Source organism: Microbacterium sp. KNMS, from assembly GCF_053851835.1.
In genome coordinates, this window is the sequence record NZ_JBSQBP010000002.1 from 19,198 (window position 1) to 38,881 (window position 19,684).

Consider the following 19,684-nt stretch of genomic DNA (forward strand, 5'->3'; position numbering starts at 1 on the left):
GTGAGCGGGGGCTACTCGGCGTCGCGCTCCTGCGCGGCGATCGCGCGCTCGACGCCGGCGAGGTTCTCGGCGACGATCCGGCGCAGCGCGGCCGGCGCATCGGCGTGCTCGCCGAGCCACGCGCGCGTCGCCTTGCGCAGGTCGGCGTTCGCGAGCGGCGCGGGGTACAGCAGCTCGATGAGGTACGACGCGATCTGGAACGTGCGGGACTCCCACACGGGGATCAGCATCTCGAAGTACTTCTCGACGAACGGCTCGAGCTGGTCGCGCGTCGCGGGGTGGACGAACCCGAGCGCCGCCGAGCGGATGACGATGTTGGGAAGCGCGTCGCTGTCGATGAGCGACGCCCACGCGGCGGCCTTCCCCTCGGCAGTCGGGAGCGCGGCGCGCGCCTGGGCAGCGGACTCGGCGCCCTTGGCCGTGTTGTCGGCGGCCAGTGCCGCGTCGATCGCCGCGTCGTCGGCGCGGCCGCCGGCCGCGAGCGAGACGAGCAGCTGCCACGAGAGGTCGGTGTCGATCTCGAGCCCCTCGAGAACGATCTCGCCGTCGCGCAGCGCGCGGACCCGATCCCAGTGCGCGGGCTCGGAGGCGGCGGAGGCGAAGGCCGTCGTCAGCTGCAGCTGGAGGTCGCTGCCGGGCTCGGCGTCCTGCAGGAGCGCCCAGAGGCCGTCGGCGACCTTGCGGCGCGTCTCGGTGCGCGTCTCGGGCGCGACGTAGCTGTTCGCCGCGAGCTGGAGCTGCGCGAGGGTCGTGCGGATGGTCGTCGACTCGGTCTCGCGGCCGATGTTGCGCAGGACGAGGTCGACGTAGTCGCTCGCTGCGGTCTCGGCGTCGCGCGTCTGATCCCACGCGGCGCCCCAGACGAGCGAGCGCGCGAGCGGGTCCGCGATGTCGGCGAGGTGGTCGATCGCCGTCGCGAGGCTGCGGTCGTCGAGGCGGATCTTCGCGTAGGCGAGGTCTCCGTCGTTGAGGAGGACGAGGGCGGGGCGGCGCATGCCCTTGAGCTGCGGCACCTCGGTGAGGTCGCCGTCCACGTCGATCTCGACGCTGTGCGTGCGCGTCAGGGCGCCGTCCTGCAGGTCGTAGAAGCCGATGCCGAGGCGGTGCGGGCGGATGGTCGGGTAGTCCGCCGGGGCCGTCTGCGTGATCGCGAAGCGCGTGATGCGGCCGTCGTGGTCGTCGTCGACGACGGGGGAGAGCGTGTTGACGCCTGCCGTCTCGAGCCACTTGCGAGACCACGGGGCGAGGTCGCGGCCGCTCGTCTTCTCGAGCTCGACGAGGAGGTCGGAGAGGGTGGTGTTCCCGTACGCGTGCTTCTGGAAGTAGGCGCCGACGCCCTGGAAGAACGCGTCGATGCCGACCCACGCGGCCAGCTGCTTGAGGACGGAGCCGCCCTTGGCGTACGTGATCCCGTCGAAGTTGACCTGGACATCCTCGAGGTCGTTGATCTCGGCGACGATCGGATGCGTCGAGGGGAGCTGATCCTGGCGGTACGCCCAGGTCTTCTCCATGGCGTTGAACGTCGTCCACGCCTCGGTCCACTCGGTGGCCTCGGCCGTGGCGATCGTCGACGCCCACTCGGCGAACGACTCGTTGAGCCACAGGTCGTTCCACCACTTCATGGTCACGAGGTCGCCGAACCACATGTGGGCCAGCTCGTGCAGGATCGTGACGACGCGACGCTCCCTCACGGCGTCGGTGACCTTGCTGCGGAACACGTACGTCTCGGTGAAGGTGACCGCTCCCGCGTTCTCCATCGCGCCCGCGTTGAACTCGGGGACGAAGAGCTGGTCGTACTTCGCGAACGGGTACGGGTATCCGAACTTCTCCTCAAAGTACGCGAAGCCCTGACGGGTCTTCTCGAAGACGTAGTCGGCGTCCATGTGCTGCCACAGGCTCTTGCGGGCGAAGATGCCCAGCGGGATGACGCGGCCGGACGCCGACGTCAGCTCCGAGCGGGTCTCCTCGTACGGGCCCGCGATGAGCGCCGTGATGTAGGACGAGATGCGCGGGGTGGGCTCGAAGCCCCACGTCGCGTTGACGCCGTCGTCGTGCGGGATGGGCTCGGGCGTGGGCTGGTTCGACACGACCTTCCACGACGCCGGCGCGGTCACCGTGAACTGGAACGTCGCCTTGAGGTCGGGCTGCTCGAACACCGCGAAGACGCGCCGCGAGTCCGGCACCTCGAACTGGGAGTAGAGGTACACCTCGCCGTCGACGGGGTCGACGAAGCGGTGGAGGCCCTCGCCCGTGTTCGTGTACAGGCAGTCGGCGTCGACGACGAGCTCGTTCTCGGCCTCCAGGTCGTCGAGTCGGATGCGCGCGTCGGCGTAGGCGGATGACGGGTCGATCTCGCGGCCGTTCAGGGTGATCTCCCGCACGTCTCGCGCGATGAGGTCGATGAAGGTGCTCGCTCCCGGCGTCGCGGCGAATCGCACCACGCTGCGCGATCCGAACACCTCTGCGCCCTTGGTCAGGTCGAGCGCGATCTCGTACGTCTGCGTCTCGACGATCGCGCGGCGCTCCTGCGCCTCGACGCGGGTGAGGTTCTCTCCAGGCACTGTTTCACTCCCATGGGGTAGGGGACGAAAGATCTCCGGGCGCGCGGGTGACGCCTGCGGCAACCTGAACAGCCTACGTGCTCGACGGGCTCCGCTCGCGGGAATCGCGGCGGGACCGCCCGTGACGGGACCCTGAACGCCGCCTGAACACCCTGATTTCTACGCGGGTGCGAAGATGGAGGGGTGACGACGAGCAGCACCCCGACGCAGTCAGCGGTCCCCTTCGCCTCCCCGGCCGCGGCCGGGGGAGACCCGTTCGTCGAGGTCCCCGTCGCCTACGACGCGATCGTGCTCTCGAGCTTCGGCGGCCCCGAGGGGCAGGACGACGTCATCCCCTTCCTGCGCAACGTGACGCACGGCAGGGGGATCCCCGACGAGCGTCTCGAGGAGGTCGCCGTCCACTACCGCCACTTCGGCGGCGTGAGCCCGATCAACGCCCAGAACCGCGCGCTCAAGGCCGCGCTGGAGGCCGAGATCGCCCGGCGGGGCCTCGACCTGCCGGTCTACTGGGGCAACCGCAACTGGGCGCCGTACCTCGATGACGCCGTTCGGGCCGCTCACGCCGACGGACACCGCACCCTGCTCGCGATCGCCACGAGCGCCTACAGCTCGTACTCGAGCGACCGTCAGTACCGCGAGGACTACGCGCGCGTCCTCGCCGAGACGGGCCTGGGAACGGGGGACGACCCCGTGACGATCGACAAGGTGCGCCTGTTCTTCGACCACCCCGGCTTCGTCGAGCCCTTTTACGAGGGTGTGCGCGACGCTGTCGCCGGGTTCCTCGCGGACGGCGTGGGCGCCGGGGCGGTGCGCGTGCTGTTCTCAACGCACTCGATCCCGACCGCCGACGCCGACCGCTCCGGTCCGCGCGACCGCTCCTGGCCCGAGGGCGGAGCGTACGCGGCGCAGCACCGGGCCGTGGCGGCGCACATCATGCAGCGCCTCGCCGACGAGATCCCGGCCGCAGCGGGGACCGGATGGGACCTCGTCTTCCAGTCGCGATCGGGCCCCGCGTCGCAGCCGTGGCTCGAGCCCGACGTCAACGACGTGATCGCCGGGCTGCCCGCGCAGGGTGTCGAGGCTGTCGCGATCGTGCCGCTCGGCTTCGTGAGCGACCACATGGAGGTCCTCTGGGACCTCGACAACGAGGCGATGGCGTCGGCCGCGGAGGCCGGCATCCGCGCGGTCCGCACCCGCACGCCCGGCACGCATCCGGCGTTCGTGGCGGGCCTCGTCGACCTCGTGGAGGAGCGCCTGCACGGAACGCCCGCGAGCGAGCGGCCGCACCTGACCGACCTGGGGCCCTGGTACGACGTGGCGCGCCCCGGCGACTGCGAGAACGCGCGGCTGGGCTTCCTGCCCGCCGCGGCGGGCGTCGCGCCCTGACCGTGCACGGGCACCCTCGCAGGTAGGGGAGAATCGTCTCCATGCGCATCCACATCGCGACCGATCACGCGGGTCTCGAGTTCTCGACCCAGCTGCAGCACCACCTCGCCTCCCAGGGCCACGAGGTCATCGACCACGGGCCGGTCGAGTACGACCCGCTCGACGACTACCCCGCGTTCTGCATCCGCGCGGCGCAGGCGGTCGTCGACGACCAGCGCGCCGGCGTCCCCGCCCTCGGCGTCGTCTTCGGCGGCTCGGGCAACGGCGAGCAGATCGCGGCGAACAAGGTCGAGGGCATCCGCGCGGCGCTCGTGTGGAACCTCTCGACCGCCGAGCTCGCGCGCGAGCACAACGACGCGAACGTCATCGCCATCGGCGCGCGCCAGCACACGTTCGAGGACGTCACGCGCTTCATCGACCGCTTCATCCAGACGCCGTTCTCGAACGACGAGCGTCACGTCCGCCGGATCGCGCAGATCGGCGCCTACGAGCGCGACGGCGCCCTCGTCGACGGGCCCGCTCCGCGCACGATGTCCTAGCGGATGCCCGAGGGTCATTCCGTCCACCGGATCGCGCGGCAGTTCGCGCGCAACTTCGTCGGCCGCCCGGTCGGGGCGACGAGCCCGCAGGGGCGCTTCGCGGAGGGTGCGGCCATCCTCGACGGCCGCACGATGACGCGCGCCGAGGCGGTCGGCAAGCAGATGTTCCTCGAGTTCGACGAGGATGTCTGGCTGCGCGTGCACCTCGGCCTGTACGGAGCGTGGGACTTCGCCGGCGAGATCCTCGTCGACCCGACGATCGCGTCCGCGAACGGGCGGATGGGGCAGACGAATCAGCGCGGCACCGACCTCTCCGACGCCGACCGCGTGTTCGACGACGCCGGCGAGAACTCCCTCGCGTCGATCGGCGCCCCGCGTCGCACGCGCGTGCACGTGCGGATGTCCGAGCAGACGCGAGGGCTCGACGAGCCGGACGGTCTGGCCGCCTCCGACGCCGAGTGGCCGCCGCCCGTCGTCGGCCAGGTGCGCGTCCGCCTCCTCACGGAGACGACCTGCGCGGACCTCCGCGGACCCACCGCATGCGTCGTGCAGCGGCCGGACGAGATCGCCCGCGTGATCGCCAAGCTCGGCCCCGATCCGCTCGTCGGCGACGTCGGTGAGGGCGAGGAGCGCTTCCTCGCGGCGGTCCGCCGCCGGAATGTCGCGATCGGCCAGCTGCTCATGGACCAGTCGGTCGTGAGCGGCATCGGCAACGTCTACCGCGCTGAGATGCTCTTCCGCGCGGGGCTCGACCCGCACACGCCGGGCAAGGACATCCCCGAGGAGACGGTGCGCGGGCTGTGGCGCGACTGGGTCGTGCTCCTGCGCATCGGCGTCGAGACGGGGCAGATGATGACCATGGACGGGCTCGAGGGCGACGCCTGGCGTCGCGCGATGGCGAGCAGGGACGACCGCCACTGGGTCTACCACCGCGCGGGCCTGCCCTGCCGGGTCTGCGGCACGGAGATCGTGCTCGAGGAGATGCAGGCGCGCAAGCTCTACTGGTGCCCGGCATGCCAGCGCTGAGCCGAGGCGACCGGGTCGACGTCATCGCGGATGTCCGCATCGGGGGCGAGGGGCGCGAGCTGCTCGCCCACCCCGAGTACGACGTCGACGGCGTGTACGACGTGTGGCTCGCGGACGGACGGATCGCCGACATCGCGCCCGCTGGCGCGATCCGCCGAAGCGGCGCGGTGCTCGACGGCGCGGGCGGATGGCTCGTCCCCGGCCTCTGGGACCATCACGTGCACACGCTCGAGTGCGCGCTCGCGCAGGGCACGCCGTCGGTCGAGCACGCCGCGTCCGCCGAGGAGGCCGCGCGCGCGGCCGCGGCCGCCCCGGTCCGAGCAGACGGGCGCCGGGTCGTCGCGCGCCTGCGTGACGGCCTCTGGACGGATGCCGCCGACCTGGGCCTCCTCGACGAGGTGACCGGCGACATCCCGACCTATCTCGTGAGCTCCGATCTCCACGGCGTCTGGCTGAACTCGGCCGCCGCGCGGCGTGAGGGCCTCGCGGCCGACGCCGCGGGTCTCGTGCGCGAGGGCGCCGCCTTCCTCGTCGAGCAGCGTCTCAAGCAGCTTGCCCCGGAGGACGAGGACGCCGCGCTGGACCGGATGCTCGCGGCCGCCGCCGCGAGAGGCATCGTCGGCGTGCAGGACCTCGAGATCGGGTGGAACGCCGATCGGTGGCGACGGCGGATGGCGCGGGGCGACGAGCGCGTCCGGGTGCGCTTCGACGTGTATCCCGACGACCTGGACCGGGCGATCGCGGAGGGGCTGTCGACCGGCGAGGCGCTCGACGGGTCGGACCGCGTGTCCTTCGGGATGCTCAAGGTCATCTCCGACGGGTCGCTCGGCACGCGGACAGCCGCGACGAGCGCCCCGTACGCCGACGGCGTCAGCCGCGGGCGCCTGAACGTCGAGCCGCGCGCGCTCATCGAGCTCGTCGCGCGCGCCGCGAGCGCGGGCATCGCGACGACGATCCACGCGATCGGAGACGTCGCGGCCCGGCACGCGCTCGACGCGTTCGCGGCCGCCGACGTGCCCGGGCGCATCGAGCACGTCCAGCTCGTCGCGCGCACCGACATCGCGCGGTTCGCCCGCCTCGGCGTCGAGGCCAGCGTGCAGCCCGAGCATGCCCTCGACGATCGCGAGCTCGCCGGCGTCGAGTGGGCTGCGCAGACGGCGGTCGCCTATCCGCTCCGCGAGCTGGTCGAGGCCGGAGCCTGCCTGCTGCTCGGGTCCGACGCGCCGGTCTCGCCCCTCGACCCGTGGGTCCAGATGGCCGCCGCGGTCTTCCGCGTCCGCGACGCGAGCGAGCCCTGGCGGGTCGATCAGGCTCTCGACGCCCGCACGGCCCTCGCCGCCTCGACCGACGGCGGCACGGCGGATCCGGCGCGGGTCCTCCCCGGCGAGCCGGCTGACCTGGCACTCGTCGGGCACGACCCGCTGACGGCGGGAGCCGACGCGCTGCGTGCCATGCCGGTGCACGCGACCCTCGTCGACGGGCGCCTCACGCACCTCGGCTAGGGAGCCGCGCGCCACCGCGCCGTGACACGTCGAAGGCCTCGCTCCGAGCGGAGCGAGGCCTTCTGACGAGGAGAGCGAGGGTCACTCGGCGATGTGCGCCACCAGGAACCAGCGGTCCTTCTCGAGGCCCGCCTTGATCTCGATGGCGACGTCCTGGCTCGTGAGGTCGACCTCGTCGAGACCGTCGATGGCGGCCTGGAGGTCGGCCAGAACGGCGTCGATGTCGGAGACGATGCCGCGGATGACGGCGTCCGACTGGGCGAAGCCCGCGGGCGCGCCGGTGGTCGGGACCTTGCCGGCGACGGCGGCGAGGCGCGCGTCGATGGGGAGGCCCAGGGCCACGATGCGCTCGGCGGCGAGGTCCGCCCACTCCTGCACGTGGTCGACGAGCGTGTCGAGGAACTCGTGCACGCCGATGAAGTTGGCGCCGCGCACGTGCCAGTGCGCCTGCTTGCCGTTGACGCCGAGAGCCTGGAGGCCGAGGACGACGGGAGAGAGGAACTGGGCCGAGCCGGCGGCGACGGTCGGGTCGGCGGCGGTCGCGGAGATGGTCTGTGCGTCGCTCATGAGGATTCTCCTTCGTCTTGCCGGGCGCGTGTCGCGCCCTGTCGCTGAGGACAACGCTACTCGTCGGCTGGCATTCCGCAAGCAAGCAGAGGCTCGGCTAAATCGCAGATGATCGGGCGAAAGTTAGGCTTGCCGAACCTGGCATCGAAAGCGAGAGGGCGCGCGCGGACGTATCGTCGGACCATGAGCGTCTCGCCCCGTGCCACGGTCCTGCCTCTCGACGGCGTGCGGCCGGTCGTCCCGCCCGATGCGTTCCTCGCCGACGGAGCGCGCGTCGTCGGCGACGTCGTGCTCGGCCCTCAGACGAGCGTCTGGTACAACGCTGTCCTCCGGGGCGACACCGGCGCCATCCGCGTGGGCGCGCGCAGCAACCTCCAGGACAGCGTCTCGGTGCACGTCGGCGGCGGCTTCGACACCGAGATCGGCGACGACGTGTCGGTCGGGCACAACGCCGTGGTGCACGGCTGCCGCATCGGCGACCGGTCGCTCATCGGCATGGGCGCCGTCGTGCTGCAGGGCGCCGAGATCGGGGCCGAGTGCCTCGTCGCCGGGGGAGCGGTCGTGCTCGAGGGCACGGTCGTGCCACCGCGGAGTCTCGTCGCGGGAGTGCCCGCGAAGGTCCGCCGCGCACTCACGGACGAGGAGGTCGCCGGACTCCTCCGAAACGCCGAGAACTACCTCGCGCACGCGGCGCGCCACGAGGCGGCGCTCCGCGACGGCGAGCGCTGATCAGGGCGCGGTCGCGCCGGGGAGGTCGGCCGCCCGGTGTGCGGCCTCCGTGCGCGTCGCCGCTCCGAGCTTGCGGAGGATCGCGGAGACGTGCACGCTGACGGTCTTCGTGCTGATGAACAGGCGCTGCCCGATCTGGCCGTTGCTGAGGCCCTCGGCGACGAGCTCGAGGACCTGGAGCTCGCGCGCCGTGAGCACCGGATCGGCGTGCCCGTCGCGTCCCTGGAGACCGGCCTCGTCGGCCAGTGCATCCAGGTCGCGCAGGACGCCGAGGACGCCGCGTTCGCGCGCGGCCGCGCGTGCGGACGGCACGAGAGCCCGGGCGCCCGCGCGGTCTCCGGCCTCGACCCGTGCCCGCACCTGCTGGGCGAGCGCGTAGGGCAGCAGCCCGACCGGCGCCTCGCGGCCCTCCGCTGCTGCCGCGGCCGCGCGCCATGACGGCTCGTCGTCGGCGAGCTCGGCGCGGGTGAGCGCACTCCACACGCCGTGCGTCGGCCAGCCCGCGAACTGGTCGATCAGGCGCTCGGCGAGCCGGCCAGCCTCCTGCCCGAACGCGTGTCCGCCGCGCCTCCCGGCCAGGCGCGCGACGCGGGCGAACGACCAGGCCAGGGGCACCGCGTTGCCCGAGTTCAGCGCGAGTCGCTCCACGGGCACGGCCCGCACGCCCGCGGCCGCGTCCCACGCGACCTCGGGCCGCCCGTCCGCGAGCGCGAGCTCCATGTCGACGCGCGCCACGGTGAGGAGGGCCTGGATCTCGTTCTCGGCGGTCGAGCGGAGCACGGCTCGGTGCGGTTCGAGCGTCGCGGCCGCGGCGGCGAGATCGCCCCGCCAGACGAGGGACCACGCGCGGACGACCGCGAGGTACGTCACGTTGACCGACGGGGGCGAGGCGGCCAGAGCGCGGTCGATGAGGGCGTCGACCTCGTCCCACCGGCCGAGGCTCGCGAGCGGGTCGGCGGCGTTCGACGCGAGGACGGTGCCCGAGGTGCGCTCGAGGCCGTAGGCCTGAGCCTCGGCCATCCCGAGCCGGGCGAGTTCGAGCGCGCGCTCCGGGTCTCCGGCCCGCTGCGCGAGATCCGACGCGTTGACCCAGTACCGCAGGCGCGCGGCGCGATCGTCGCCTGCCAGCTGCCGTGCCTGCTCGAGCTCGGCCCACCCCGCTGCGAGGTCGCCGCCGTGCGCGAGGCAGAGCCCGGCGACGTTCATCGCGTTCGAGACGAGCGCGGTCGCTCCGAGCCGCTCCGCGACGGCGGCGCCCTCGAGAGCCAGGCGGCGGGCATCGGCGCGCTCGCCGGCCAGCATGAGCCGCCCGGCGAGGGAGATGAGCAGATCGACGCGCAGCTCCTCGTGCCCGCCGATCCGCTCGACGGTCGCGAGGGCGTCGCGATACGCCTCGATGGAGCCCGGACGGGCCGCGTTGGAGAGGGCGCGCGCGAGATTGCGCGTGAGGCGGACGTGGTGGATGGAGTCGGGAGGGCACGCGGCCAGCGCGGAGCGCGACACGGCGATGCTGCGCTCGGTCTCGCCGGCGTTGCGGAGGTACGTCGCGGCCCTCCCCATGAGCTCGAGCCACGGCATCCCGGCCGTGCTCTCGGCGTCGGGCACGGCATCCCACATCGCGAGCGCCTGCTCGGCGTGCTGTGCGGCGGACGCGTAGGCGGAGCTCGCCCGCGCCTCCTGCATCGCGCGGATCGAGGCGGGGAACGCCCGCGCGGCGTCTCGCGTCGACGCCAGGTGGTGCGCGACGGCCGCTGCCACGCGCGCGCCGGATGCGGCACGCTCCTCGAGCGCCTCGGCGTAGCGCTCGTGGAGCCGCTCGCGCTCGCCGGGGAGGGCGTCCTCGAGGATGGCCTCGCGCACGAGCGCGTGCCGGAACGCGTAGCCGTCGTCCGTGAGGACGAGGAGGCCCGCGTCGAGGGCCTCGCGGAGGGCGGCGTCGCGCGCGGTCGCGTCGAGGCCGTCGACCCTCTCGAGGAGCGCGTGCGCGACGGACAGCCCGCCGACCGAGAGAGCGCGCGCAAGCGCTCGTGCCGGATCGGACAGCCGCTCGTACCGCGCGAGCAGCAGGCTCCGCAGGCCGCCGGGGAGGGCGCGCTCGTCGTCGCAGCCCTCCACGGCGACGAGCTCCTCGAGATAGAAGGGCACGCCGTCGCTGCGGGCGGCGATCGCGTCGAGCTGCGGCCCCGCGACCGCCGTGCCGGTCAGCTCGCCGACGAGCGCGCGGACGTTCTCGCGGTCCAGGCGGCCCAGCTCGACGCGCGTCGTGGCGCGGCTGCGCGCCAGCTCGCCGAGCAGATCGCGCGCGGGGTGCGTGCGGCCGATGTCCTCGGGCCGGTACGTGGCCACGACGAGCAGACGGGCGTCGAGCGAGACCCGCGCGAGGTAGGCGAGCACGCCGAGGCTCGCCCTGTCCATCCAGTGCACGTCCTCGAGGACGAGCACAACCGGGCGCTCGCGGCTCGCGGTCTCGAGCAGATGGGCGAGCGCCTCGTAGGGCTGCTGGCCGGTCGGCTCCGCCTCGCTCGCGAGCGCGGGCGCCATGCCCGAGAGGGCGGCGGCCCCGGGGCCCGCCAGCTCGCGCACGCGGTCGACGCCGAGGTCGGCGATGAGCACCCGCAGCGCGGCGGTGAAGGGCGTGTACGCCTCGCCGACGCGACCGAGGTCGACGCAGTGGCCCACGAGGACGCGCGCGCGGCCGCCGACCGCGGCCGCGAGATCGGAGACGAGCCGCGACTTGCCGATGCCGGCCTCGCCCGAGACGAGCGCGAGCGCGGGCTCGCCGCGCTCGGCGGCCTCGAAGAGCGCGACGAGCTGAGCGTGCTCGCTCTCGCGCCCGACCGTGCGCGGACTGGTCCTGATCGTCACCGCGTCATCATCACACGGACCGTCGACATCGCGGCGGACGGCGGACGTCACGACGAGAGGCGCGGGAGGAGTCGACGCGCCCGGGATGCTCGCCGAGTCGGGATCCGATCGCCCTGTGCGGCGTCGGCCTCGAGTCGCTCGCGGATCGAGCGCTCGCGAGCCGCACGGCGCTCGGCCTCCTCGATCTCGGCGCGGTGGACGGAGAGGCTGTGGAGAGGATCGATGAACATGACTCCACGGTCGTCCCTGAGGCGGCGCCGGAGCATCGGCAGAACGCCGTATTCCCGGGGCCGGACGAGCCGGATGAGGTACCTCAGACCGTGCCGTGTCGGAAGCACGTGCGCGCGTGGGATAGGATCGTTCACGCTGCCGGACGCAGTTCCGGGGATGTAGCTCAATGGTAGAGCCCCAGTCTTCCAAACTGGTCACGCGGGTTCGATTCCCGTCATCCCCTCCATCTCCTCTCTCGCCGCCCCGGGTGGCGAGTCCCGCCCGATCGGTCGGCTAGACTTTCCGAGGCCGTTTCGTGTTCCCGTGCGCGGGGATATCCGCGGGGCGTAGCTCAGCTTGGTAGAGCGCCCGCTTTGGGAGCGGGAGGCCGCAGGTTCAAATCCTGTCGCCCCGACCAACGGCCCATCCAGACCTCAGCCCGCGTCGCGACCGGCGTGCGGGTCCGTCACAAGGAGAAACGAACCAGCATGGTGAACAGCACCGTCGAGAAGCTCAGCCCGACGCGGGTGAAGCTTCACATCACGGTCAGCCCCGAAGACCTCAAGCCGAGCATCCAGCACGCGTACGAGCACATCGCGCGCGACGTGCAGGTCCCCGGCTTCCGCAAGGGCAAGGTTCCCGCTCCGATCATCGACCAGCGCGTCGGCCGCGGCGCGGTCATCGAGCACGCCGTCAACGAGGGCCTCGACGGGTTCTTCCGCGCCGCCGTCGCCGAGAACGACGTGAAGATCCTCGGGCGCCCGCAGGCGGACATCGTCGAGTGGCCGAGCGACAAGGACTTCTCGGGCGACCTCGTCGTCGACGTCGAGGTCGACGTGCGCCCCGAGTTCGAGATCCCCGCCTACGAGGGCCTCACCGTCACGGTCGACGCCGTCGAGATCGACGACGCGAAGATCGACGAGGAGCTCGACAGCCTGCGCGCCCGCTTCGGCACGCTCGTGCCCGTGGACCGCCCGGCCGCGAAGGGCGACTTCGTCGAGCTCGACCTCGTCGCCAAGATCGACGACCAGGAGATCGACCGCGCCGAGGGCGTGTCGTACGAGGTCGGCTCGGGCGAGCTGCTCGACGGCATCGACGAGGCCGTCGAGTCGCTCACCGCCGGCGAGGAGACCACGTTCCGCTCCAAGCTCGTGGGCGGAGACCACGCGGGCGAGGAGGCCGAGGTCGCCGTGACCGTCAAGGCCGTCAAGGAGCGCGAGCTCCCCGAGGCCGACGACGACTTCGCGCAGATGGCGAGCGAGTTCGACACGATCGCCGAGCTGCGCGAGTCGCTCAAGGAGACGGCCGCGACGCGCGGAGCGTTCTCGCAGGGCTCCGCCGCGCGCGACAAGCTCGTCGAGACGCTGCTCGAGGCGGTCGAGATCCCGGTTCCCGCGAGCCTCATCGAGGACGAGGTGCACCGTCACCTCGAGCAGGAGAACCGCCTCGAGGACGACGAGCACCGCGCCGAGGTGACCGAGGCGAGCGAGAAGCAGTTCCGCACGCAGATCCTCTTCGACGCGATCGCCGAGAAGCTCGACGTGCAGGTCTCGCAGGACGAGTTCACGCAGTACCTCATCCAGGCGTCGGGCCAGTACGGCATGTCGCCGCAGGACTTCGTGCAGGCGCTCCAGCAGGGCAACCAGCTGCCGGCTCTCATGGGCGACGTCGCGCGCAACAAGGCGATCGCGATCGTCCTCGGCAAGGTGTCCGTCGTCGACACCGCGGGCAACCCGGTCGACGTGAGCGACTTCGCGGCCGTCGACGACGAGCCCGAGGCCGAAGAGGCTGCTGCGGAGGAGGCTCCGGCCGACGAGGCTGGTGCGGCCGAGGAGGCTCCCGCTGCGGAGGAGGCTCCGGCCGAGGAGGCTCCCGCGGCCGAGAAGAAGCCCAAGCGCACGCGCAAGACCGCGAAGGCGGCAGACGAGGCCGAGTGATCTCAGCGGATCCCGAGGAGGGCGGGTGCTTCGGCACCCGCCCTCCTCGCGTCTGCCGACTCAGATCCGCACGACGGCTCCCGCGCGCGGCGGCACGAGCATCGCGCCGTCGTCGTCATCGAGCGGCGCCGTCGCGAAGACGACGTCCGCGGTCGGCCGGATGCGCAGCGGCTCGTCCGCCAGGTTGACGACGATCTCCAGGCCGCCCCGTCGGAGCCGGATCCAGCGCTCGTCCTCGCTCCACTCCGCCGACACCCGCTCGAGGCGCGGATCGACGAGGTCGGGCTCCGCCCTGCGCAGGCGCGCGAGCGCGCGATGGACGGCGAGGATGCGCGTGTGCCGCGTCGGAGCGCCATCCGCGGGATAGGGCTCGCTCCAGTCGAGCCGCGAGCGCGCGAACGTCGCAGGGTCCTGCGGGTCGGGCACGGTCTCGCGCTCCCATCCCATCCGCGCGAACTCCTCCCTGCGCCCCTCCCTGGTCGCCTCCCCGAGCTGCGGATCGGGATGCGACGTGAAGAACTGCCAGGGCGTGGACGCTGCCCACTCCTCGCCCATGAAGAGCATCGGCGTGAACGGCGACGCGAGGCAGAGGAGCGCCGCGACGGCGAGCAGGTCCTCGTCGAGCGCGGCGGCCAGGCGATCGCCCGTCGAGCGGTTGCCGATCTGGTCGTGATTCTGCGTGTAGGTGACGAGCCGCCACGCGGGAGTGCCGGGCGGAAGGGGGCGGCCGTGCGCGCGTCCGCGGAAGGACGACCACGTGCCGTCGTGGAAGAATCCGCGGGTCGCCGCCTTCGCGAGGGCCGACAGCGGAGCGAAGTCGGCGTAGTAGCCGTGCGTCTCGCCCGTGAGCGCGACGTGGACAGCGTGGTGGTAGTCGTCGCTCCACTGCGCGTGCACGCCGTACCCGCCCGCCTCTCGGGGCGAGATGAGGGTCGGATCGTTGAGGTCCGATTCGGCGATGAGCGTGAGCGGCCGACGCAGGTGCGCGCTGAGCGCGTCGACCTCCTCGGCGAGCTCCTGGAGGATGTGCGTCGGGCTGCCGTCGACGAGCGCGTGGACGGCGTCGAGCCGGAGGGCGTCGACATGGTGGTCCCGCAGCCACATGAGCGCGTTCTCGACGATATGCGCGCGCACGGCGGGCAGGCGCAGGTCGACGCCTGCGCCCCACGTGTTCTCGTCGTCCTCGCGCAGGTACGGCCCGAACCGGGGGAGGCGGTTGCCGCTCGGCCCGAGGTGGTTGTAGACGACGTCCTGGATCACGCCGACGCCCGCGGCGTGGCAGGCGTCGACGAACCGCTGGTAGGCGTCCGGGCCGCCGTAGCTCTCGTCGACCGCGTACCAGAGGACGCCGTCGTAGCCCCAGTTCCGCGGGCCGTCGAAGGCGTTCACGGGCAGGAGCTGGACGAAGTCGACGCCGAGGTCGACGAGGTGCGGCAGACGCGCCGCGGCGGCGTCGAGCGTCCCCTCGGGCGTGAACGTGCCCACGTGGAGCTCGTAGATGAGGCCGCCCGCGAGCTGCCGGCCCGTCCATCCGCTGTCCTGCCACGCGTGTGCTGACGGGTCGTGCACGCGGCTGAGCCCGTCGACCCCGTCGGGCTGCCAGCGCGAGCGCGGATCGGGCAGGGGCGTGTCGTCGTCGTCGAGCAGGTAGCCGTAGGCGGCGCCGTGCCGCGGCTCGGCGTCGGACGTCCACCATCCGTCGGGCGCTGCTCGCATCGCGAGCCGCGATCCGTCGAGCACGAGCGTCGCGGTCCGCGCGTGCGGCGCCCACACCTCGAAGCTCACGGCGCCTGCCTCAGGAGCAGGGCGACGGGGTAGGTGCGCAGAAGCTCGGCGAGGGGGACGGCACCGCCCTCGGTCTCGGCGTCGGTGAGGGCATCCGCGTATCGGCCGGGAGGGAGCAGGACGGATGCGCTGCCCCATCCGCCGGCGCGGGCGAGGCCGATCGGGAGGCGGGTCGCGATCGCGACGGCCCCGCCGCGGTCGAACGCGATCGCGTGCCGCCCCGCGTCGCCGATCACAGTCAGCGGCGCGTAGCGCGTGAAGAGCTCGGGTCGATCGCGTCGCGCCCTCAGCGCGCGCGAGGTGACGAGCAGCTTCGCCGCGCCGCTCTCGTCGAGGGGCGGCGGCGCGCCCGCATCGAGCTGCGCGAGCAGGGCGCGCCGCTCGCCGAAGTCGACGGGGCGCCGGTTGTCGGGATCGACGAGCGAGCGGTTCCAGAGCTCCGCGCCCTGGTACACGTCGGGCACGCCGGGCATCGCGAGCTGCAGCACCTTCGCGGAGAGGCCGTTCGACCAGCCGGCCGGGCGGATGGCGTCCACGAGGCCCTCGAGGGCGGCGGCCGCCTCGGGGTCGTCGAATGCCGCGTCGACGAGGGCGTGGAGCCGCCCCTCGAAGTCCGCGTCGGGAGAGCGCCACGATGTGCCGGTCGCGGCCTCCCGTGCGGCCTTCTCCGCGTAGGCGTGAGCGCGTTCGCGGGAGACGGGCCACGCCCCCGCGAGTGTGCTCCACAGGAGCGCCGCGAGCGGCGCGTCGCCCAGGGGAGCGCGCGCGAGAAGCGTCGCGAGGGTCGTGCGCCAGAGCTCCGGCACCTCGGCGAGCGCATCGATCCGCGCACGGGTGTCCTCGCCGCGCTTCGTGTCGTGCGTCGAGAGCGTCGAGAGCGATGCGGGCGTGCGCGCCTGACGCTCGATCTGGCGCCGGTGGAACTCGGCGACATCGATCGCGAACTCCGAGGGATCGCCACCCACCTCCGCAAGCGAGGCGAGGCGCGCGACGCGGTAGAACACGGTGTCCTCGACGCCCTTGGCCATCACGGCGCCCGAGGTCTGCTGGAGGCGCGCCGCGGCGGGCTCCGCGGGGTCGGAGAGGACCGGGAGGAGCGCCTCGACGGCCGCCGCCAGGTCGGGCCGTCTCCGCGCCGCCTCGGCGACGGCGGCGTGGAGGTGCTCGGCTCCGGCGGGCAGATACGACCGGTACACGGGGAAGCAGGCGAGGATCTCGGCGAGCGCGTCGGCGGCGTCCGCGCCGCCGGGCAGGGCCCGGTCCGGCAGGAGCCGCACGAGCCGACGCACCTCGGACGCGAGGATGCCGTCGGCCGCGGCGCGCTTGCCGTCGTGGACGAGGTCGTCCCACGCGGCGCGCGAGCCGCGCAGCTCCTCCTCGAGCGCGTCGAGCTGGGCGCGGCCGGCCGGGTCGACGAGCACGCGATCGACGTCTCCGAGCGCCTCGTACCCGGTCGTGCCAGCCGTCGCCCAGTGCGCGGGCAGGTGCTCTCCGGCCTCGAGGATCTTCTCGACGACGACGTAGCGGCCCCCGGTCGCGTCCGCGAGGCGTGCGAGGTACCCTCCCGGGTCGGCGAGGCCGTCCGGATGGTCGATGCGGAGCCCGTCCACGAGGCCGTCGCGGAGCCAGCGGAGGATCTCGGCGTGCGATGCGTCGAACACCCACGGCTCCTCGACGCGGATCGCCGCGAGCGAGGAGACCGCGAAGAACCGACGGTAGTTCAGCTCCGCGTCGCCGCGCCGCCAGTCGACGAGCTCGTAGTGCTGGCGGCCGTGCACGGTCTCGGGATCGGCGCCGTCGTCGGCCGATCCCGGGGCGAGGGGGAATCTCTGATCGCCGCAGCGCAGCTCGCCGTCCTCGATCCGAAGCGGCGGGCTGTCGTCGCCGAGCACGGGCAGGCGCACGCGTCCGCCGCCCGCGGCCCAGTCGATGTCGAACGCATCCGCCCACCGGGACGCCCGGCCGTGCGCGAGGACATCCCACCACCAGGGGTTGTTCGCCGGCGTCGCGACGCCCATGTGGTTCGGGACGACGTCGACGAGCACGCCGAGCCCAGCCTCCCGTGCGGCCGCGGAGAGACGGGCGAGCCCGTCGGCTCCGCCGCGCAGCGGGTCCACGCGCGTGTGGTCGACGACGTCGTAGCCGTGGTTCGAGCCGGGTTCCGCCGCGAGCAGGGGCGAGAGGTAGAGCCAGTCTGCCCCGAGTGCGCGCACATACGCGACGGCACCCGCCGCGTCATCGAGGTCGAAGTCCGCGCTGATCTGCAGGCGGTACGTCGAGCGCGGCGCTCGCGGGGTCACGAGCCGTCCTCTTCCGCGGCGCGCTCGAGCCGGAGCCGCACCGATGCGGCGGGGGAGTGATCGGGCGACTCCTCCGGTGCACGGTGCTCGCGGAGCACGAGCATCGAGCGGGCCGTCACGGCGAGCGACGACCCGGCCGCGCGCGGCGTCGGATCTGCGCCGTCCGCGGTGTCGAGCACGATCTCCCACTGGGGGCAGTACTCGTCGGGCGGCAGCGTGAACTCCACCTCGCTGTCATGCGCGTTGAAGCAGATGAGGAAGTGCACGTCGACGATCCGCTCGCCGCGCGGGCCGCGGCCGCCGATGCCCTGCCCGTTCAGGAAGACGCCGAGCGAGCGCGCGTACGCGGTCTCCCAGTCCTCGGGCTCCATGGGGTCGCCGCCGGGGCGCAGCCACACGATGTCGGGCAGAGGGTCGCCCTTGCCGCGGCGGACGGGCCGCCCGTCGAAGAACCGCAGTCGTCGGAACGCCGGGTGCCGCCGGCGCAGGCGCGACACGGCGGCCGTGAACTCGATGAGCGGGCCGTCCGCCTCGTCCCAGTGCACCCACGTGAGCTCGCTGTCCTGCGCGTAGCCGTTGTTGTTGCCGCGCTGCGTGCGTCCGAGCTCGTCCCCGTGGGGAAGCATGGGAACGCCCTGCGAGAGCAGGAGAGTCGCGAGGAAGTTCCGCTGCTGGCGCGCGCGCAGCTCGAGGACAGCGGGGTCGTCGGTCGGTCCCTCGACTCCCAGGTTGTACGAGCGGTTGTGGGACTCGCCGTCGCGCCCGCCCTCCCCGTTGGCCTCGTTGTGCTTCTCGTTGTACGACACGAGGTCGTTGAGCGTGAACCCGTCGTGCGCCGTGACGAAGTTGATCGAGGCCGACGGGAGCCGTGCCGAGGTCTCGTAGAGGTCGGCCGACCCGGTGATGCGCGACGCGAACTCGCCGAGCGTCGCGGGCTCGCCGCGCCAGAAGTCGCGCACGGTGTCGCGGTACTTGCCGTTCCACTCCGTCCACTGCGGAGGGAAGTTGCCGACCTGGTAGCCGCCGGGTCCGACGTCCCACGGCTCGGCGATGAGCTTGACCTGCGAGACGACCGGGTCCTGCTGCACGAGGTCGAAGAAGCTCGACAGCCGGTCGACGTCGTAGAACTCGCGCGCGAGCGTCGCCGCGAGGTCGAAGCGGAAGCCGTCGACGTGCATCTCGGTGACCCAGTACCGGAGCGAGTCCATGAGGAGCTGGAGCGCGTGCGGGTTGCGCACGTTGAGGCTGTTGCCCGTGCCGGTGTAGTCCATGTAGAAGGACGGGTCGTCGTCGACGAGCCGGTAGTACGCGCGGTTGTCGATCCCGCGGAACGAGAGGGTCGGGCCGAGGTGGTTGCCCTCCGCGGTGTGGTTGTAGACGACGTCGAGGATGACCTCGATGCCGGCGGCGTGCAGTGCGCGGACCATCCCCTTGAACTCCTGCACCTGCGCGCCGGCGTCGCCCGATGAGGAGTACTCGTTGTGCGGCGCGAAGAAGCCGAGCGTGTTGTACCCCCAGTAGTTGCGCAGGCCCCGCTCGATGAGATGGCCGTCGTGCACGAACTGATGGACCGGCATGAGCTCGATCGCGGTCACGCCGAGCTTGCGCAGGTGGGCGATGACGCTCGGATGGGCGATGCCCGCGTAGGTGCCGCGCTGCGCCTCGGGGACGTCGGGGTGCAGCGCCGTGAGGCCCTTCACATGCGCCTCGTAGATGAGCGTGCGGTCGTACGGGACGGACGGCGGCCGGTCGTCCCGCCAGTCGAAGTACGGGTTGACGACGACCGCGAGCAGCGTGTGGCCCGCGGAATCGGCCTCGTTCGGCTTCTCCGGGTCGTCGAAGTCGTAGTCGTAGAGCGACGCGTCCCAGTCGACCGCGCCGGAGAGCGCCTTCGCGTACGGATCCACGAGCAGCTTGTGCGGGTTGCACCGGAGCCCCTGGGCGGGGTCGCGCGGCCCGTGCACGCGGTAGCCGTAGCGCTGGCCGGGGCCGACATCCGGGAGGTACGCATGCCAGACGAACGCGTCGACCTCGGTGAGCTCGACGCGGGTCTCGGCCCCCGCATCGTCGAAGAGGCAGAGCTCGACGCGCTCGGCGACCTCGCTGAAGAGGGCGAAGTTCGTCCCGTCGCCGTCGTACGACGCTCCGAGGGGGTAGGGGTTTCCGGGCCAGGTGTTCATGCGCGCCTTCCTCGCGGTCCGGAGGCTCCCGGGGCGGACCCCTCCGTTGATCCGCGCCGATGCCGCCACGCTAACGGGCGCGACGTGCCGGAGGGAA

General features: G+C 72.7%; 13 protein-coding genes and 2 tRNA genes. 8 read left to right on the plus strand and 7 right to left on the minus strand.

Translation table 11 applies throughout. The features are described 5' to 3' along the window. Positions 1-11 precede the first annotated feature (11 nt). A complete protein-coding gene (gene pepN / locus ACWXWW_RS01365) occupies positions 12-2,561 on the minus strand; it encodes an aminopeptidase N (RefSeq protein ID WP_455968333.1) in 2,550 nt (849 codons plus the stop codon). Between the two features lie 183 nt (positions 2,562-2,744). Here pepN and ACWXWW_RS01370 point away from each other — a divergent pair, with 183 nt between their 5' ends. Genes ACWXWW_RS01370 through ACWXWW_RS01385 form a run of 4 tightly spaced genes read left to right on the plus strand, consistent with a single transcriptional unit; the run spans position 2,745 to position 7,014 of the window. Further along, entirely contained in the window at positions 2,745-3,947 is a 1,203-nt protein-coding gene (locus ACWXWW_RS01370; RefSeq protein ID WP_282977900.1) for a ferrochelatase, read from the plus strand. A 41-nt stretch (positions 3,948-3,988) separates the two neighbouring features. After that, positions 3,989-4,486 (plus strand): ribose-5-phosphate isomerase, encoded by a 498-nt coding sequence (locus ACWXWW_RS01375; protein ID WP_271172033.1) that lies wholly within the window; start codon positions 3,989-3,991, stop codon positions 4,484-4,486. A gap of 3 nt (positions 4,487-4,489) precedes the next feature. Beyond that, positions 4,490-5,512 carry an Fpg/Nei family DNA glycosylase gene (locus ACWXWW_RS01380; protein WP_271172032.1) on the plus strand — a complete coding sequence of 341 codons (1,023 nt, stop codon included), beginning with the start codon at positions 4,490-4,492 and terminating at the stop codon, positions 5,510-5,512. After that, complete coding sequence (locus tag ACWXWW_RS01385) at positions 5,500-7,014, plus strand: amidohydrolase (protein ID WP_455968543.1); 1,515 nt, start codon at positions 5,500-5,502, stop codon at positions 7,012-7,014. Before ACWXWW_RS01380 ends, ACWXWW_RS01385 begins: the two co-directional genes overlap by 13 nt. A gap of 81 nt (positions 7,015-7,095) precedes the next feature. Here the strand turns inward: ACWXWW_RS01385 and ACWXWW_RS01390 are convergent, their stop codons facing one another. Then, on the minus strand, positions 7,096-7,581 hold the full coding sequence (locus tag ACWXWW_RS01390; RefSeq protein WP_271172031.1) for a Dps family protein: 486 nt from the start codon (positions 7,579-7,581) through the stop codon (positions 7,096-7,098). Positions 7,582-7,764: 183 nt separating this feature from the next. On the opposite strand from ACWXWW_RS01390, the gene ACWXWW_RS01395 reads away from it, so the two are divergent. After that, complete coding sequence (locus ACWXWW_RS01395; RefSeq protein ID WP_271172030.1) at positions 7,765-8,310, plus strand: gamma carbonic anhydrase family protein; 546 nt, start codon at positions 7,765-7,767, stop codon at positions 8,308-8,310. Here the strand turns inward: ACWXWW_RS01395 and ACWXWW_RS01400 are convergent, their stop codons facing one another. Further along, positions 8,311-11,175, minus strand: coding sequence for a helix-turn-helix transcriptional regulator (locus tag ACWXWW_RS01400; protein ID WP_455968335.1), 2,865 nt, complete (start codon positions 11,173-11,175; stop codon positions 8,311-8,313). Between the two features lie 47 nt (positions 11,176-11,222). Beyond that, the gene (locus ACWXWW_RS01405; RefSeq protein WP_271172028.1) at positions 11,223-11,405 is read right to left on the minus strand and encodes a hypothetical protein; all 183 of its coding nucleotides are present in this window, start codon (positions 11,403-11,405) and stop codon (positions 11,223-11,225) included. Positions 11,406-11,558: 153 nt separating this feature from the next. Between ACWXWW_RS01405 and ACWXWW_RS01410 the strand changes: the two genes are divergently transcribed. The 3 genes from ACWXWW_RS01410 (at position 11,559) to tig (ending at position 13,322) form a co-directional block, all read left to right on the plus strand. Next, positions 11,559-11,632: transfer RNA gene (locus ACWXWW_RS01410), tRNA-Gly, on the plus strand. A gap of 94 nt (positions 11,633-11,726) precedes the next feature. Continuing rightward, positions 11,727-11,803, plus strand: a tRNA-Pro gene (locus tag ACWXWW_RS01415). Positions 11,804-11,873: 70 nt separating this feature from the next. Continuing rightward, positions 11,874-13,322, plus strand: a complete 1,449-nt coding sequence (gene tig, locus ACWXWW_RS01420) for a trigger factor (protein ID WP_271172027.1) — start codon at positions 11,874-11,876, stop codon at positions 13,320-13,322. A gap of 60 nt (positions 13,323-13,382) precedes the next feature. Here tig and treZ read toward each other — a convergent pair whose 3' ends face one another. From treZ to glgX, 3 genes are read right to left on the minus strand one after another with little or no spacing between them, the layout of a single operon-like run. Beyond that, on the minus strand, positions 13,383-15,107 hold the full coding sequence (gene treZ, locus ACWXWW_RS01425) for a malto-oligosyltrehalose trehalohydrolase (protein WP_455968336.1): 1,725 nt from the start codon (positions 15,105-15,107) through the stop codon (positions 13,383-13,385). Then, on the minus strand, positions 15,104-17,407 hold the full coding sequence (gene treY / locus ACWXWW_RS01430) for a malto-oligosyltrehalose synthase (RefSeq protein WP_455968338.1): 2,304 nt from the start codon (positions 17,405-17,407) through the stop codon (positions 15,104-15,106). Before treY ends, treZ begins: the two co-directional genes overlap by 4 nt. Further along, the gene (gene glgX / locus ACWXWW_RS01435; protein ID WP_271172024.1) at positions 17,404-19,587 is read right to left on the minus strand and encodes a glycogen debranching protein GlgX; all 2,184 of its coding nucleotides are present in this window, start codon (positions 19,585-19,587) and stop codon (positions 17,404-17,406) included. The genes treY and glgX overlap by 4 nt, the downstream gene beginning before the upstream one ends. Between the last annotated feature and the right edge of the window lie 97 nt (positions 19,588-19,684).

Excerpts from the sequence above, each read along its gene's own strand:
- ACWXWW_RS01375 (WP_271172033.1), top strand. The coding sequence starts at position 3,989 with ATGCGCATCCACATCGCGACCGATCACGCGGGTCTCGAGTTCTCGACC.
- ACWXWW_RS01380 (WP_271172032.1), top strand. The coding sequence starts at position 4,490 with ATGCCCGAGGGTCATTCCGTCCACCGGATCGCGCGGCAGTTCGCGCGC.
- ACWXWW_RS01385 (WP_455968543.1), top strand. The coding sequence starts at position 5,500 with ATGCCAGCGCTGAGCCGAGGCGACCGGGTCGACGTCATCGCGGATGTC.
- ACWXWW_RS01390 (WP_271172031.1), bottom strand. The coding sequence starts at position 7,581 with ATGAGCGACGCACAGACCATCTCCGCGACCGCCGCCGACCCGACCGTC.
- ACWXWW_RS01395 (WP_271172030.1), top strand. The coding sequence starts at position 7,765 with ATGAGCGTCTCGCCCCGTGCCACGGTCCTGCCTCTCGACGGCGTGCGG.
- ACWXWW_RS01405 (WP_271172028.1), bottom strand. The coding sequence starts at position 11,405 with ATGTTCATCGATCCTCTCCACAGCCTCTCCGTCCACCGCGCCGAGATC.
- tig (WP_271172027.1), top strand. The coding sequence starts at position 11,874 with ATGGTGAACAGCACCGTCGAGAAGCTCAGCCCGACGCGGGTGAAGCTT.
- glgX (WP_271172024.1), bottom strand. The coding sequence starts at position 19,587 with ATGAACACCTGGCCCGGAAACCCCTACCCCCTCGGAGCGTCGTACGAC.